The sequence below is a fragment of the Wolbachia endosymbiont of Drosophila tristis genome (genome assembly GCF_028981745.1).
Classification (GTDB): Bacteria; Pseudomonadota; Alphaproteobacteria; order Rickettsiales; family Anaplasmataceae; genus Wolbachia; species Wolbachia pipientis.
Genome location: NZ_JAPQLN010000113.1, coordinates 41,025 through 55,312, shown reverse-complemented (window position 1 = coordinate 55,312; position 14,288 = coordinate 41,025). Strand labels below are relative to the sequence as shown.

Genomic DNA, 14,288 nt, shown 5'->3' with positions numbered 1-14,288 from the left:
CATTCCAGCAAAATGTGTCAAGTAAGTTTTTTCGTTTCTATAGCTACTTGGATGACAAAAGAAGAAATACTAGACTTTATACCTTTTGCACTCAAATTCACATAAATCATGAATTATGCACGTTTCACACGAAGGTTTCTGTGCTTTGCAAACATATCTACCATGCAAAACTAGCCAATGATGAGCATAAAGCAGGTATTTTTTGGGAACCACATTTAAAAGAGATTGCTCTGTTTTAAACACATCTTTTTCTTTCACAAGCCCAATTCTATTGCTCACTCTAAAAACGTGAGTATCAACTGCCAATGTTGGAATGCCAAGCCCCGAATTTAAGAACACATTAGCGCTCTTTCTTCCCACTCCCGGCAAAGACACCAAATCATCGAAATCAGTAGGCACTTTGCTATTGTACCTCTCAATCAATATTTTGCTGAGCCCGATTATATTTTTTGCTTTGGAATTATATAAACCGATACTATTTACACGTTTTTTTAGCTCGTTTTGCCCAAGATTCAGCATTTTTTCTGGCGTATCAGCGATATTAAAAAGTTCTCTTGTAATTTTGTTAACGCTTACATCGGTCGTCCGTGCTGATAAAACTATTGCGACCAGAAGCGTATAATGATTGATATAATTTAGCTCTATTTTTGGTGCAGAATTTGATTCTTGAAACTTTTCAAATATCAATTCTACTTTTTTTGAGTCCATGCATAGAGCTAAAAGCCTATACTACACTGGTTACTGTGCAAATTCAATTCCTTGAGGCTTAGATAGTCCTTCAGTATTAACATCAGACACATTAGTGTTCACTTCATCAAAATTTCTCTCAGCAAATTCGCTTACCACTTCCGCAAAACACTTTTTAATAAGAGGCATAACAATTGGCATTAACAGTTTTCGTGGATCATACCATCCTCACAGGTCAGTTTCCTTTTGTACCCTATCTCTTGGATCCTCTTCTAGTAAATCTTTTGTGTGCTTTTCAGCATATATTTCACAGCCTTTTGAGAAAACAGGAGCTAACATTTCAATTAATACTGCCAATAACAATAGTGAACCAAGTATGGTTCCACCAACAGTTAATCTATTAGCAATGAAATTTGTTGTAAGTAGATAAACAGAAAAAGCAGCTAAAGGATAGTTGATAAGAAGCTTATTGCCTAGCGTGATATAGTTTATTTTACTCATGAATTCATCAGTGGAAATTTCTGAATTTTTATACTTTTTCATATAATAATTTACTAATAAATGAGAGGCATTACCAGCAATGATATTAAATCCTATGATCCACCATGAAAAATAGCAACCTATAGTAACTGTAGTTAATAGAGCTAAAGGCAGAAGACTTATTTTTGGGACAAGCAGTAGAGCATTTTTACGCTCTATAAATTTCAACGCTAATGCTTTCTTATCTTCTTTAACTAGGCTTCTCTTTTCTTCTAGAGGAGTAATATAATTGTATGCTTGGCTTTGTTATATATTGATATAGCTCTTTCATTAATTTTGTACTTTCTACACTCTTCTTAAAATTATCTAAATTTGGATTTTGCAAAATCCTATTTATTTGAGCTTGGAGTTTCATGCATTTTTCTAGATCTTTTTTAAACGAATAGTCATTTCTTTTTAGTATAGAAATCAATCCATCAAAATCTTTACCTACAGCATCTTCCTCTAAACTTATTTTTAGCTTATTAAACAAACTTCTCCTATAGTGAAACTCTCTTGCCGTTAAACGCCCATCACTTTCAGCACCAACACTGACTTTAACACAAGGATTTCCTGACCTAAAGGTTCAATGTACTTTTTTAGCTCTTGATAAGCTTTATAAATCTGATCAAATCTATTTTTGTCTCCACCTTTGTCAGGATGGTTTACAAGTATCAATTTATTATATTGTTTTTTCAGAAACTTGCTAAGAGCTTGATAATCCTTACCTACAATTTGTTCAGCTTTTATCTCTAGTACGTTAAACAGATCATTATTATCATAAAACTCCTGACTAGTTAACTTAAAATGTTCACTCATTACTACACCTCACATAAATACACGATACTATTAGTATAATATATTTAATGTTTCACACAAGCATAAAAATATCAAGCAACCACTAAGAGAAGAAACCCTCTTTCCCATCATACAAATACAACTTATCCATTCTCACCACATCAAAATTATGTTCCTCAAATTTGATTAGCAAGTTATTCACATCACTATTTGTAATTTCATTATTTGCAATGAACCTGCAGGTTATTTGGTCACTTGAAGACTTTGAACTTCCTGGCCAAATCGCAAGGCCTTTTGAATATATTGCTATAATCTGCGGATTACTTGTTTCAAACAACTTCACTATTTGGTCAAAGTCAGCCGGCTTACTCCAGGCAAGCGTTATATCGCTACCCACTAGTTTTTTAATCTTATAATCCTGTTCATAATTATCCTGTATTTTATCCACTTTACTATTTGGATCACTGCCAATTATAAGCTCAGATAATGTTTTCGGTTTTTTTCCTAGATTGTCTATAACAGCTTCTGCAAATTCTTTTGTACCAACTTTCTGTTTACTTCTTTTCTCCTTATATAAATCGGCAGTGTGTATTCCATCCTCCAAAGTCTTGAGCCATGCATCGTAGATTAGTTTTGCAGTACCCACTTGACCTATGTAAATTAGCATATGCACTGCAGCATTTAAAAGACCAGAAGGATTGGCTATGTTTTTTCCTGCAATATCAGGGGCAGAACCGTGCACTGCTTCAAACATTGCGTATTCATTCCCGATGTTGCTACTTCCGGCAAGCCCCACAGATCCAGAGGTTTGTGCGACTATATCTGATAATATGTCGCCATATAAGTTCTCGGTTACTATAACATCAAAATTCTCCGGTTCTGTTGCAACACGCGCCATTCCAATATCAACTATATAATGTTCTGCCTTTATATCTGGGTATTCCTTTGCAATGCGATCAAACGCGGCATGGAAAGTTCCGTCAGTCATTTTCATGATGTTATCTTTAGTCAGGCAAGTTACTTTTTTTCTGTTGTGTTTTTTTGCATATTCAAAAGCGTACCTGCATATCTTCTCTGAGCCAGATCTAGTAATAATTTTAGTGCATTGGTAAGAGTCACCAGTGAGCCTATGCTCTATTCCGGTGTAAACGTCCTCTTCATTTTCACGTATCACTACGATATCAAACTTATCGAATTTATTTTCTATAACAGGACGATATGAAATGCATGGTCTGATATTTGCATACAACCCTAGATTTTTTCTGAGTGCAACGTTTAAGCTTTTGTGCCCTTTACCTTGAGGAGTTGTTGTCGGAGATTTTAATAATATTTTTGTCCTTTCAATTGATTCCCAACCACTTGGAGAAATTCCGTGAGACCATTCTTTACTGTAAACACGCTCCCCTATTTCAATAATATCTATTGAGATTTCCGCTTCTGCTTCGCGCAATATCGACAGCACCGCTTCCATGATTTCTGGTCCGATACCGTCGCCATATGCAACTGTGATTAGTGTTGACATAACTTCCCTAGTTATAAATGATTTAATATTAATTTAAATAATAGAGTGGCACAAGTAGCTAATATTACCCAAGTTAGTATATTTACGGTTATTTAATAACGTATTTTTATATCATATGATGATATTATGAAATATAGGTGGGTTATGAATACTGAAATAAATGTTAAAGTAAATTATGTAGGATTTACAAGGCGTATTGTAGCAGAAATACTTGACCTCATCATATTTTCCCCTCATTTTATCTTCGGTTTTATCTATGGTGTATTCATCGTATCATTACAAGATCAAGATAAAGACTCTTTTCAGGAACTTGCACAACTAGCAACAGAAATACCATTTATAGTTTCTACAGTGGTCGCAACATTAGTACTAACAATATCCAAAATATTAATGGTAACAAAACTTGGTGGTACCCCAGGAAAACTATTGTGTGGTATGCATATTAAAGATGCTAATACATTTACAAATGTTACCCTTATGCAAGCAACAATAAGATGTATTTCTCAGGGAAGCATCTGGATTATTTTTCGCTTTTTGCTTCATCTGCATTATCATGGTTATACTTTTCTATATCTTTTAATTGTGCTAATTTTATTTTTGTTTGCAGTATTTGATCAACGCAAACAGACTTTTTACGATAAAATTGCAAAAACAGTAGTGATAGACTATAAATCTAGTTGATATTTTTCTTTATAGGTAGTACATGGATAAAAAAGTAAACTACTCAACGATGACAAGACGTACTCTAGCATTTATAGTTGATTGTATTTTATTTATCGCAATACCATTTGGTTTAATGGCGGTGGATTTCTCACTTACACACGCAATACAAGGGATCATGGGTGCAATAATTGTAATCACCACGATTGTATTTTCTTTATTTTTAATGATACCATGTATATTTCATATATTCATGCTAGTAAAATTTGGCGGCACTCCAGGACACTTGTTATTTAGCATGCGTGTAAAAGACAAAGATACATTTGAGTCAATCACTACAATGCAAGCAATGAAAAGGACTATAGCTCTTTTTATAATTTATTGCATATCACTTTGTAATCCCATTTTATTCTTAGCTATACTAATCTTAGTTTTAGTATGTGCAGTAGGTGATGAACATAAACAAGCTTTTCACGACAAAATTGCAAACACGGTAGTGATAGATTATAAACCTAGTTGATATTTTCCTTTAGCTGTCTGCCACCAAGGGTGTCATTCCAGTGTCACGCGCTAACTTAAGGTAAATTGCCAACTTAACTATAAATATATTTTGGTAAATCCAAATTATTTTAGCTATAAGAGCGTTTTACTTTTTGCTCAGCATATCCATCATAACTGGCTTACTTTTAGTGATTCATGGAGTTAAAAAAGTCAGCATTGCTCTTTGTTAAAAGTAGTTTGTCACGTAAAAATTCCATTGCTTCAACGGGTCCCATAGGATTGAGTATCCTACGCACCACCCATATTTTATTTAGTATAGCCTTATCAACTAATAGCTCTTCCTTCCTTGTTCCGGATTTTGTAATATCAATAGCTGGAAATATACGTTTATCAGAAAGTTTTCTATCAAGTATGATCTCAGCATTTCCTGTACCTTTAAACTCTTCAAAAATAACTTCATCCATTTTTGAACCAGTCTCTATAAGAGCTGTGGCGATTATAGTTAAAGAACCCCCATTCTCAATATTACGAGCTGCTCCAAAAAAGCGTTTTGGTCTCTGCAGTGCGTTTGAATCTACACCACCAGTTAGAACTTTCCCAGACGAAGGAATAACCGCATTATAAGCACGTGCAAGTCTAGTAATATTGTCAAGTAGAATTACCACATCTTTTTTATGCTCAACCATTCTTTTAGCTTTTTCTATTACTATTTCAGCAAGCTGTACGTGACGGTAAGCAGGCTCATCGAATGTAGAACTTACTACCTCACCTTTTACAGAACGTATCATATCTGTTACTTCTTCAGGTCTTTCATCTATAAGTAACACTATTAATTCTACTTCAGGGTGATTTATAGCTATAGAGTTAGCCATTTGCTGAAGCAATACAGTTTTTCCTGTGCGAGGTGGAGCAACTACTAACGCTCTTTGCCCTTTTCCAAGAGGAGCTACTATATCTATAGCACGCATGCTTAAGCCTTTTTTATCATCACCATTATTACACTCAAGTACTATGCTTTCCTCAGGATAAAGAGGAAGCAAATTATCAAAATGTACGTACTTTCTTAATTCACTTACTTCAGTAGAGTTTATACTTTGAACCTTAGTTAAAGTAAAATATCTCTCTTTATCACCAGGTGGCCTTATTTCTCCATATGCCATATCTCCTGTACGTAAATTAAACTTCTTTATTTGCCCGTTAGAAATATAAACATCATCGGTACTTGGGGCATAATTTGCACTTGCTGAACGTAAGAAACCAAAACCATCAGGCAATATTTCCACTATTCCACTCCCTGTGGTTATGCCTCCTTCTTCGCTCATTTTTTTCATTAAGCTGAATATTATTTCCTGCTTTAGCATTCTACCATTGCTTTTACCGTTAGTTGAAATTTTTCTTTCTTCAGCTAACTCTAACAATTCTTCTGCTGTTTTCTCTTTTAATTCGCTCAGATCTAATGTTTTTCTGTTTTTCTCAGTACCTTCATTGACCATCTGTTTTACTGTATCGTTATTGTAAATTTGCTCACTTTTTTCAGGTTGAGCTGTAACCTTTCCTTTTGCCAAAACATCTTCATTGATTGTTGTCATAATCCTCCAAAAATTTTAATTGATGCTTACTAACCTAAAATGTGACTATAAGATAATAAATTAGGCTGAGTTAGTTTCAGTGCGTATTAAGCTTAATTATCATTAAACCCCGTACTTTACTTACATTATACTAATAAACACTAGCAAGTCAAGTTAATTTAATGTTAACAAAACACAAAAATTTGAGGATTTTCAATAGCTATTCTTTATATTTTTTTAACCTTTCTTGCTTCTCCTCTTCTACTTTTGCTTTTTCCACTTCTGCTTCTAAATTTTCTTGACTACATAAGCCGAGTAGTACAGGATCTTGGGGTTTTATATTTTGCATGTTATGATGAGATCCATCTCTTACCTGCTCAACTGTGTAATTTGTTGTACTAATTAATTTAGCTATAACGTTATTGTCCAAGATAGGAAATTTTTTTACTAAATAATAAATCGCATCAGGTTTATCTCTACGTCTTGCCGTAGAGGCAAAGCCAAGAATGCTACCAATCGCTTTACTCCTTTTTTTTATATTTTTTATAATCAAATTTGGTACACGATTTGGATTTTTTTTGCAATCATCGATTTCTTTTTCAGTAATTATTCCAGAAATAATAGGGTTATATTTTTCTACTTCTATTTCCTCATCAGCTATGTCTTGTACTTCTTCAAGGGCCAATCTGCAACATTGTGCTATTTGATTAAAAGTTAAACCAGTGTTGTCTACTAACCAAGCAGCTATTTGCACTAGAAACTGTTTATTTCTATCGTTATTGCCCTTAGAAGATTCCATTGACATCAAAAAAGCATCTCCCATTTAAAGTATCCCTTACTGTTATACAGAGCTAAAATATAAACTATTAAAACTAAAAAAGCATTAATTTTGTCATTCAATAACTTTTTGTTTGTCACTTCCCACCTCTTAAGTTAATTAAATGCGCTTACCTTTAAGCATATTTCAAACAAAATATTTCCCCTTCCTAAGGTATAGTATAACTCAGTTAAACATATGTTCCTATTTAAGATTAGAGAGTTAAATTTTAAGTTAATATATTGTAATATTATATATATTAGCTAATAAAGCAACAGGTTTACAAGCATTAAATTATCACTATTCTATAATTAATCATTAATTAACTGGGTTTAAAATGAATGTTAAAAATTTTTTCACTAAAGTAACCGTTGTCCTTTTAGCTTGCTTGTTAATCTTCATGGGAATTGGCAACCTTTTATCAGGTGATGATGAAAAAGAAGAGGTAGCTAGGGTTGGAAAAGAAGTTATAACGTCAGATGAGTATAAGTCGCTATATCAAAATTATGGAAAACAAATTTCTGGATCTGATGCGAGTAGAGAACAAGTAAAAAAGCTGAAATATGATTTGCTTAACGCACTTATAGAGCAAAAACTATTGTTTAACCTAACTAGTGAGCTGGGGTTGACAGTTGGAGAAGAATCTATAAAAAACCATATTAAAAACACCAAATACTTTCAAAATGATAAAGGTGAATTTGACAAAAATAAATTCTATGAAACGCTAAATGACCTGCATATGACAGAGAAAGAGTATATAGCAAAGCTAGAGAAAGTCCTGCCTGCAATGATGTTCATGACTTCATTATTTAAAGATAATTATCCAGTAACTTTTGGCGAGAAAATTGATGAGCAGATATACAAAAGTCGCTACCAAACTAGAGTAGTTGATATTGTTAAAATAACTGAAGATGCAGTTACAAACATTCCTGAACCAGATGATCAAGCCTTACTTGATTTGTACGAAAGAAATAAATCCCATTTTTATTATCCTGAGTATCGAACTGCGCAATATATTTCCCTAGGCCAAAAGTATTTTGAAGATCAAATCAAGATCTCAGATGAAGAAGTTGATGGTATAATAGAACAACAAGAACTTAAAAATCAAAGAGATATATTCAATGCAATATTTTCTACCAAAGAAGAAGCTGAGACAGCAAGAAGAGCATTTGAGGAGGGTAAAACAAGCTTTGAACAGATAGTAGAAGAGTTTGGCAAAGCAAAACTTGAGGAAACTAGAGTAAATAATATAACTAAGGATTTTTTACCAGAAGACGTGAGAGAGAAGGTATTTGCTCTTAAAGTAGGTGAAGTAAGTGAAGTTTTAGCAAGCAGTTTTGGTTGGCACATAGTAAAAGTGGAAAGTGCGCATCAAATCTCTGATGAAGACTTAGTTGATTTAAAAAAAGACATAAAGTCAGTTCTAACTAACCAAAAGTCTTTTGAAAGAGTCAATGATTTCATAAACCAAGTGAACTATAAGATATACAATGGTTCAGAAATTGAAGAAATATTGAGTGAATATAATTTACCTATACAAACTATTGGTCCAGTAGATGCGAGTGGAAAAGATCAAAGCGGTAATAACGTAGGAGATTCTGGTGATTTGATTTCTTTCATTTTTTCGCGAGAAAAGGATCAGAAAGGTTATTTTAAGGGTGTTGGGGACGCCGTTGTTAGTGTAAAAATCGTCGATATCTTTCCACCCAAATTGCAAAGTTTTGAAGAAGGCAAGGCATTAGCGGTAGAGCTTTGGCGTAGTGAGTTTATAAAAGAAAGAATGTTTAAATTCGGGCAAGAGGTTGCAGTTCAACTAAGAGAAAAAACAGATTTGGAAGAAATTCAAGGTGTGGAATTAGTTAAAGGTCAGCAGATGCACCGCAATAAAGTGGATCAACAAAACTACCCCTTTTCTTTTGTAGAAGAGATTTTCAATATGAAAACAACTGGTTCAGTGACAGATCCTATTCAATACAATAATGAAATTATAATAGGTGTTCTAAAAGAAATGCATTCATCAAATGGCAAATTAAACACGCTTGACACCGGAAAACGTGTGATGATATCGCTAAAAGAGCAATTAATTAGCTATCTGGAATCAAAGTATAAAGTCGAAGTTAATCACGCTATACTTGATGATATATAATCAAAAATCTTATAAGCTGCTTCAAACGCATCCAGTGCCCAGACACACAACTGTACGAACATTGCGATTTGAGAGCAATCTTCACTAGAAAGGATGTCATCCCAGTGCCCAGACACTGGGATCCAGGAATTTTATTAAGTTGGTAAGCATAAAAGTAGCCGTTTTATGTTAAAATACAACGTTTTAATGATTAAAAAAAGGCTGGATTCCAGTGTCAAGCACTGGAATGACACCATTTGCTGTGCAATTTACCTTCAAAAATGAATGTTCGTATAGCTGTGCGCCCGGCACTGCCCTACATTATTGGTAATTATATTATAAGGTGCAAAAGCTGTATAATTCATTTGACTTAAAACGGCTCATTGTATAAAATTGTGGCTAATATATGAATAAAGGTTAACATGGCAGTTAAAATAAGGTTGGCGAGGTTTGGCGCAAAGAAACGCCCTTTTTATAGGATAGTTGTAGCTGATTCACGAGCACCAAGAGATGGGCGTTTTATTGAGAAAATAGGACAATATGATCCAATGTTACCAAAAGACAATAAAAATCGTGTTGTGGTGAAAGCTGATAGATTAAAACATTGGCTAAGTGTAGGCGCGCAGGCAACTGAAAGAGTACTGTGGTTTATCAAAAAAGGCATAGTAACTTTAGAAACAGAACCAAAGAAAACAGAAAAGAAGAAAGTAGAGAACGAGAAAGCACAAGGGCAAGAGGCATAAGTCTCTTAAAATGCTAAATACTGATTTAACAAACAGCGATAAATTAGACGATATTGTATCTTCTGATTTGTCAGCTATGAATGACTTTGTCTTCAAAAATGTCAATGATGAAGATGCTAAGCTTGCTACTGATATTATATCTCATCTTGTTAGGTCAGGTGGGAAAAAAATAAGGCCTAAACTAGTTTTTATTATATGTAAAATGCTAAACTATTCTGGGGAGAATAGGATCAACGTTGCTGCATCGGTAGAGTTTATACACAATGCTACTTTACTTCATGATGATGTGCTCGATGAAAGTGAGGCACGCCATGGAGTTAAAACAGCGAATAAGATTTGGGGGAATAAATCAAGCATTTTAGTTGGTGATCTATTGTTGACTCTAGCATTTAGATGGCTTATAGAGTGTGGAAATTTAAATATTCTCTCTATTTTATCTAAAGCATCGCATTTACTTGTGAAGGGTGAAATAAAGCAGATGACAGCACGCTTTGACCCCCACACAGTCAGGGAAAATTATTTTGATATCATTGGAGAAAAGACAGCATCTTTATTTTCTGCATGCTGTGAAGCTGCATCAACAGTATCTGGTGCAACAAATGACGAAACAGAGAGGCTAAAGAATTTTGGTTTTAATTTTGGTATGGCATTTCAAATAGTTGATGATATGCTCGATTATACTGCTAATCAAGGCACTTCTGGAAAGCAAGTCGGAAAAGACTTTTTCGAAGGTAAAGTCACCTTACCTGCTATTATAGCATACGAAAAGGGCAGTCCAGCAGAGCAAAAATTCTGGAAAAAATGCTTTTCTTCAGCTAGACACAATTTTGACCAAGCATTACACTATATTAATCACCATAATGCCATTCAGCTTTCTATGGAAAAAGCTAGACACTACATTAATATAGCACAAAATGATATTAGTACTTTTTCTGATTCTTTTTATAAAACTACTTTAATTAACTTTTTAAATGCGAGCATAGAAAGACGAATGTAGCTGGCGCTTGATATTTTCAGATTAATTGTTATATATTTATTAGATTCTTAAGGGTAATGATATGTCAGATAGCAGTAAGGAGAAAAAGAAGAAGTTTGCTGATATGGTAAGTAGGCAGAAAGGTGACGACCAACAAAGTGATAACCATAAGCAAACTGATGATTTAAATGAAGATCTCAATACATTAAAAGAACGTGCAGTTCAGCTTGAAGATCATTTACGCCGTGCTGTTGCAGATAATGAAAACGTCAAACGTATAATGCAAAAGCAAATTAGCGATGCAAGTGACTACGCAGTCACAAAACTTGCACGTGATATGATCGACTCGTGCGACAATTTAAAAAGAGTAATGGAAATTTTGAAAGACGGTGATCCTGTTCATGAGGGGATTAAAGTAGCTTATCAAAAAATTATAAATGATCTAAAAAAACATGGAATAGAGGAAGTAGACCCACTTGGTGAGCTTTTTGATAGTAATTTACACCAAGCTGTTGTGGAAAGAGAAGACAATGAAAAAGAGCCTGGCACCATTGTAGAGGTACTACAAACTGGTTATACTATCAAAAATAGGTTGCTCCGCCCTGCAATGGTTATTCTTTCTAAGAAATCTGCTGATTGTGGAAACGATTAGCATGAGGTAAATGTATAATGACAAGTATTGTCTTTTCAGGTATCCAGCCAAGTGGCGTACTACATTTAGGTAATTATCTTGGTGCAATCAAACAGTGGATAGACTTACAGGATAAATACAAATCTCTTTTTTGTATTGTCGACCTACATGCAATCACAGCAAATAAGCTTCCCGCAAGTGAATTAAAAAGTAATATTTTCAAAACAGCAGCAGCTTATATTGCATGTGGAATAGATCCAGAAAAGTCCATTATTTTTAATCAGTCCACAGTTAGTGGTCATGCAGAACTGGGCTGGCTGCTTGGGTGCTATACACCAATTGGTTGGCTTAATCGCATGACTCAATTTAAAGATAAAGCTGGCAGCGATAAACAAAAAGCCTCTCTTGGATTATATAGTTATCCAGTACTTATGGCTGCAGATATATTGTTGTATCAAACTAAATACGTTCCTGTTGGTGATGATCAAAAACAGCATTTGGAGCTTGCACGTGATATTGCATCAGCTTTTAACAATCATTATAAGCTGGATCATTTCATCGTACCTGAAATCTTAACTTTGGATTGCACATCAAGGATAATGAGCTTAAGAGATGGTACAAGCAAGATGAGTAAATCTGATCCTTCAGAACATTCGTGCATTAACCTTGATGATACGGATGACTTAATTGTCAAAAAAATAGAAAAAGCAAAAACAGATTCAATTCTAGGCTTTGCTACTTTAGAGTGCCGACCAGAAATAAGCAATTTGATAAACATTTATTCAGTGCTTAGTAATGTAAATGTGAAAAAAGTATGTGAAGAAGTGAACAAACATGACATGAAGCACTTCAAAAAAGAGTTAGCTGATTTAATTATCAGTGTTATATCACCCATACGTGAGAAAATGAATGATCTTTTAAAAGACCAATTCCATTTACATGAAATATTAAAAAAAGGCACAAAGAAAGCAGCAGAAATTGCAACCCATAATATAAAAGAAATCAAGGATATTATCGGATTTGCTCAATATCTGTAAGGTTCCAAAGTGTGATGGTGCGAACCGTCATACCGCCGCGGTATCTCAGCCGCTAACACGTAGCGGGATGACGGTTTTTCAAATTGTCGGTAAATCTAAGTCAGTTTAGCTATAGGCAGCAATTTTCTGTATTTATTTTAAGTTGAAGAAAGCTCAAATGAAAAATCGTGTTTTGCTAAAAATCACAGAATGCAGTCTGGTTACAAAATTCTCTAATGGTCTTAAATAAAACTTCCAGTGAATGATTGTCAGACATATTGTGCTCTGCTGATTTTATTAAGTGTACTTCAACATCGGTTGACTTAATTTTTTCAGCTAAATTCAATGAAGTTTGATAAGGAACATCTTTATCATTAATGCTATGCAGCAAGCGCACAGGACAGTTTATATCTATTGTCTTTTTGTTTAAAAGAAGGTTCTTTCTGCCATCTGCGATCAAATTTTTAGTTATTTTGTATGTACAATGCTCTGAAGTAAAATCTATTACACCTTTAGAATCTAGTTCTTCTTTTTGCTTGCCTGACAATTGCTTGAATATCAAATCTTCAGTAAAATCGGGAGCAGACGATATACCAATTAGTGCTGCAATTTTTTCTGGAAATTGAAGGGCAGTGAGCAACATCAGCCATCCTCCCATACTTGAACCTATAATTATTTGTTTATCGCTAGTTAATTCACTCATTACTTTAGCACAATTTTTTTGCCAATCACTTATCGTGTAATCAATAAAATTACCACTTGAATGACCGTGACCAAAATAATCAAATAGCACAAGTGCTACGTCATTTTCTTGGCAAAATTTGTAAATAGCAGTTGCTTTAGTTCCATCCATATTGGATGCAAATCCACCGAAAAAAACTACAGAGGCTTTCTTTCCTTGTAGCTTTCGATATGCTATGTGACCATTATTTCCATCAAACAATTTACAATAATCCATACTACTTTGGCAAAGCAACCGGGCTATCACTCAATTGATGCAAATAACTAACTAGATCTGCAATTTCTTGTGGATTGGAAATACCTGCAAATGCCATACGTGTACCTTTTATATAGGCTTTTGGGTTCTTTAAAAAGGCAAATAGCTCCTCATACCCCCATTTTCCACCTCTTTCAAGCACTGCTTTTGAGTAATTGAATGAGTTACCAAGATGGGCCTTTTTATTTCCAACTATGTTCCATAAGTTTGGTCCTACTTTATTCATTCCACCTTTCTCAAAACTATGGCAGGCTATACATTTTTTTGCTGCTGATTTACCTTTCTCAAAGCTAGCATTCTGCATGAGCGCTCCAATATCAAGCGCCACTTGCTCGATTTTTTGCTGGAACTCATTGCTGCCAGCAGCTACTATCGTTTGGTGTTCAATCTTATATTCTTCTGGACTGTAAAGCATATCAACTACATTACTAACTATCATAATGATTAGCCCAGAAAGTAAAATCGATGCTGCAATCTTATTAAGCTCCATAGTTAATTTTTATTAAGTAATGTTACTTAAATTATGCGAATATTTTCGCAAATAGCAACCAATTACCTTGAAGCTCGCTAAAGATGAGAGTCTCTATAGCTAACCCAAGAAAGGTTTTCCTACGTCCATACCGCCGCGAACCGTCATACCGCGATTCATTCGCGGTATCTCAGCCGCTAACAAGAGATCCCGCTAACAAGTAGCGGGATGACGAGGTTCACTGCCATTAAGTTAAGGA

At 34.4% G+C, this 14,288-nt stretch carries 13 protein-coding genes and 1 pseudogene; 7 read left to right on the top strand and 7 right to left on the bottom strand.

The window, feature by feature from the left end; all coding sequences use genetic code 11:
- Positions 1 to 69: 69 nt before the first annotated feature.
- From nth to icd, 3 genes and pseudogenes are all read right to left on the bottom strand, one after another.
- Entirely contained in the window at positions 70 to 708 is a 639-nt protein-coding gene (nth, locus tag OZD64_RS06290; protein WP_010082499.1) for an endonuclease III, read from the bottom strand.
- Between the two features lie 30 nt (positions 709 to 738).
- Positions 739 to 2,025 (bottom strand): annotated as a pseudogene (locus OZD64_RS06910) (molecular chaperone DnaJ).
- 82 nt (positions 2,026 to 2,107) lie between these two features.
- Positions 2,108 to 3,526, bottom strand: a complete 1,419-nt coding sequence (gene icd / locus OZD64_RS06265; protein WP_038199115.1) for an isocitrate dehydrogenase — start codon at positions 3,524 to 3,526, stop codon at positions 2,108 to 2,110.
- Positions 3,527 to 3,670: 144 nt separating this feature from the next.
- Between icd and OZD64_RS06260 the strand changes: the two genes are divergently transcribed.
- Both OZD64_RS06260 and OZD64_RS06255 read left to right on the top strand, forming a co-directional pair.
- Positions 3,671 to 4,207, top strand: a complete 537-nt coding sequence (locus OZD64_RS06260; protein WP_038199117.1) for an RDD family protein — start codon at positions 3,671 to 3,673, stop codon at positions 4,205 to 4,207.
- Between the two features lie 22 nt (positions 4,208 to 4,229).
- Positions 4,230 to 4,706, top strand: a complete 477-nt coding sequence (locus OZD64_RS06255) for an RDD family protein (RefSeq protein WP_010082496.1) — start codon at positions 4,230 to 4,232, stop codon at positions 4,704 to 4,706.
- A gap of 166 nt (positions 4,707 to 4,872) precedes the next feature.
- Here the strand turns inward: OZD64_RS06255 and rho are convergent, their stop codons facing one another.
- Positions 4,873 to 6,276, bottom strand: a complete 1,404-nt coding sequence (gene rho / locus OZD64_RS06250; protein ID WP_007549497.1) for a transcription termination factor Rho — start codon at positions 6,274 to 6,276, stop codon at positions 4,873 to 4,875.
- A gap of 199 nt (positions 6,277 to 6,475) precedes the next feature.
- Positions 6,476 to 7,078 carry a cell cycle transcriptional regulator TrcR gene (locus OZD64_RS06245; RefSeq protein WP_010082495.1) on the bottom strand — a complete coding sequence of 201 codons (603 nt, stop codon included), beginning with the start codon at positions 7,076 to 7,078 and terminating at the stop codon, positions 6,476 to 6,478.
- 331 nt (positions 7,079 to 7,409) lie between these two features.
- On the opposite strand from OZD64_RS06245, the gene OZD64_RS06240 reads away from it, so the two are divergent.
- From OZD64_RS06240 to trpS, 5 genes are all read left to right on the top strand, one after another.
- Positions 7,410 to 9,218 (top strand): peptidylprolyl isomerase, encoded by a 1,809-nt coding sequence (locus OZD64_RS06240; RefSeq protein ID WP_095742751.1) that lies wholly within the window; start codon positions 7,410 to 7,412, stop codon positions 9,216 to 9,218.
- A 401-nt stretch (positions 9,219 to 9,619) separates the two neighbouring features.
- Positions 9,620 to 9,940 (top strand): 30S ribosomal protein S16, encoded by a 321-nt coding sequence (gene rpsP / locus OZD64_RS06235; protein WP_006279266.1) that lies wholly within the window; start codon positions 9,620 to 9,622, stop codon positions 9,938 to 9,940.
- A gap of 10 nt (positions 9,941 to 9,950) precedes the next feature.
- Positions 9,951 to 10,937 (top strand): polyprenyl synthetase family protein, encoded by a 987-nt coding sequence (locus tag OZD64_RS06230; RefSeq protein WP_274999532.1) that lies wholly within the window; start codon positions 9,951 to 9,953, stop codon positions 10,935 to 10,937.
- A gap of 61 nt (positions 10,938 to 10,998) precedes the next feature.
- On the top strand, positions 10,999 to 11,568 hold the full coding sequence (locus OZD64_RS06225; RefSeq protein WP_182282656.1) for a nucleotide exchange factor GrpE: 570 nt from the start codon (positions 10,999 to 11,001) through the stop codon (positions 11,566 to 11,568).
- Positions 11,569 to 11,585: 17 nt separating this feature from the next.
- Positions 11,586 to 12,584, top strand: a complete 999-nt coding sequence (gene trpS, locus OZD64_RS06220; RefSeq protein WP_070356910.1) for a tryptophan--tRNA ligase — start codon at positions 11,586 to 11,588, stop codon at positions 12,582 to 12,584.
- Between the two features lie 175 nt (positions 12,585 to 12,759).
- Here trpS and OZD64_RS06215 read toward each other — a convergent pair whose 3' ends face one another.
- The gene (locus OZD64_RS06215) at positions 12,760 to 13,521 is read right to left on the bottom strand and encodes an alpha/beta hydrolase (protein ID WP_010082470.1); all 762 of its coding nucleotides are present in this window, start codon (positions 13,519 to 13,521) and stop codon (positions 12,760 to 12,762) included.
- 1 nt (position 13,522) lies between these two features.
- Positions 13,523 to 14,050, bottom strand: coding sequence for a c-type cytochrome (locus OZD64_RS06210; protein ID WP_010082469.1), 528 nt, complete (start codon positions 14,048 to 14,050; stop codon positions 13,523 to 13,525).
- Between the last annotated feature and the right edge of the window lie 238 nt (positions 14,051 to 14,288).

Bases quoted from the DNA above. Each gene is read 5' to 3' on its own strand.
- OZD64_RS06240 (WP_095742751.1), top strand. From the start codon at position 7,410: ATGAATGTTAAAAATTTTTTCACTAAAGTAACCGTTGTCCTTTTAGCT.
- OZD64_RS06245 (WP_010082495.1), bottom strand. From the start codon at position 7,078: ATGGGAGATGCTTTTTTGATGTCAATGGAATCTTCTAAGGGCAATAAC.
- trpS (WP_070356910.1), top strand. From the start codon at position 11,586: ATGACAAGTATTGTCTTTTCAGGTATCCAGCCAAGTGGCGTACTACAT.
- OZD64_RS06215 (WP_010082470.1), bottom strand. From the start codon at position 13,521: ATGGATTATTGTAAATTGTTTGATGGAAATAATGGTCACATAGCATAT.
- OZD64_RS06210 (WP_010082469.1), bottom strand. From the start codon at position 14,050: ATGGAGCTTAATAAGATTGCAGCATCGATTTTACTTTCTGGGCTAATC.
- nth (WP_010082499.1), bottom strand. From the start codon at position 708: ATGGACTCAAAAAAAGTAGAATTGATATTTGAAAAGTTTCAAGAATCA.
- icd (WP_038199115.1), bottom strand. From the start codon at position 3,526: ATGTCAACACTAATCACAGTTGCATATGGCGACGGTATCGGACCAGAA.
- rho (WP_007549497.1), bottom strand. From the start codon at position 6,276: ATGACAACAATCAATGAAGATGTTTTGGCAAAAGGAAAGGTTACAGCT.
- OZD64_RS06230 (WP_274999532.1), top strand. From the start codon at position 9,951: ATGCTAAATACTGATTTAACAAACAGCGATAAATTAGACGATATTGTA.
- OZD64_RS06225 (WP_182282656.1), top strand. From the start codon at position 10,999: ATGTCAGATAGCAGTAAGGAGAAAAAGAAGAAGTTTGCTGATATGGTA.
- OZD64_RS06255 (WP_010082496.1), top strand. From the start codon at position 4,230: ATGGATAAAAAAGTAAACTACTCAACGATGACAAGACGTACTCTAGCA.
- rpsP (WP_006279266.1), top strand. From the start codon at position 9,620: ATGGCAGTTAAAATAAGGTTGGCGAGGTTTGGCGCAAAGAAACGCCCT.
- OZD64_RS06260 (WP_038199117.1), top strand. From the start codon at position 3,671: ATGAATACTGAAATAAATGTTAAAGTAAATTATGTAGGATTTACAAGG.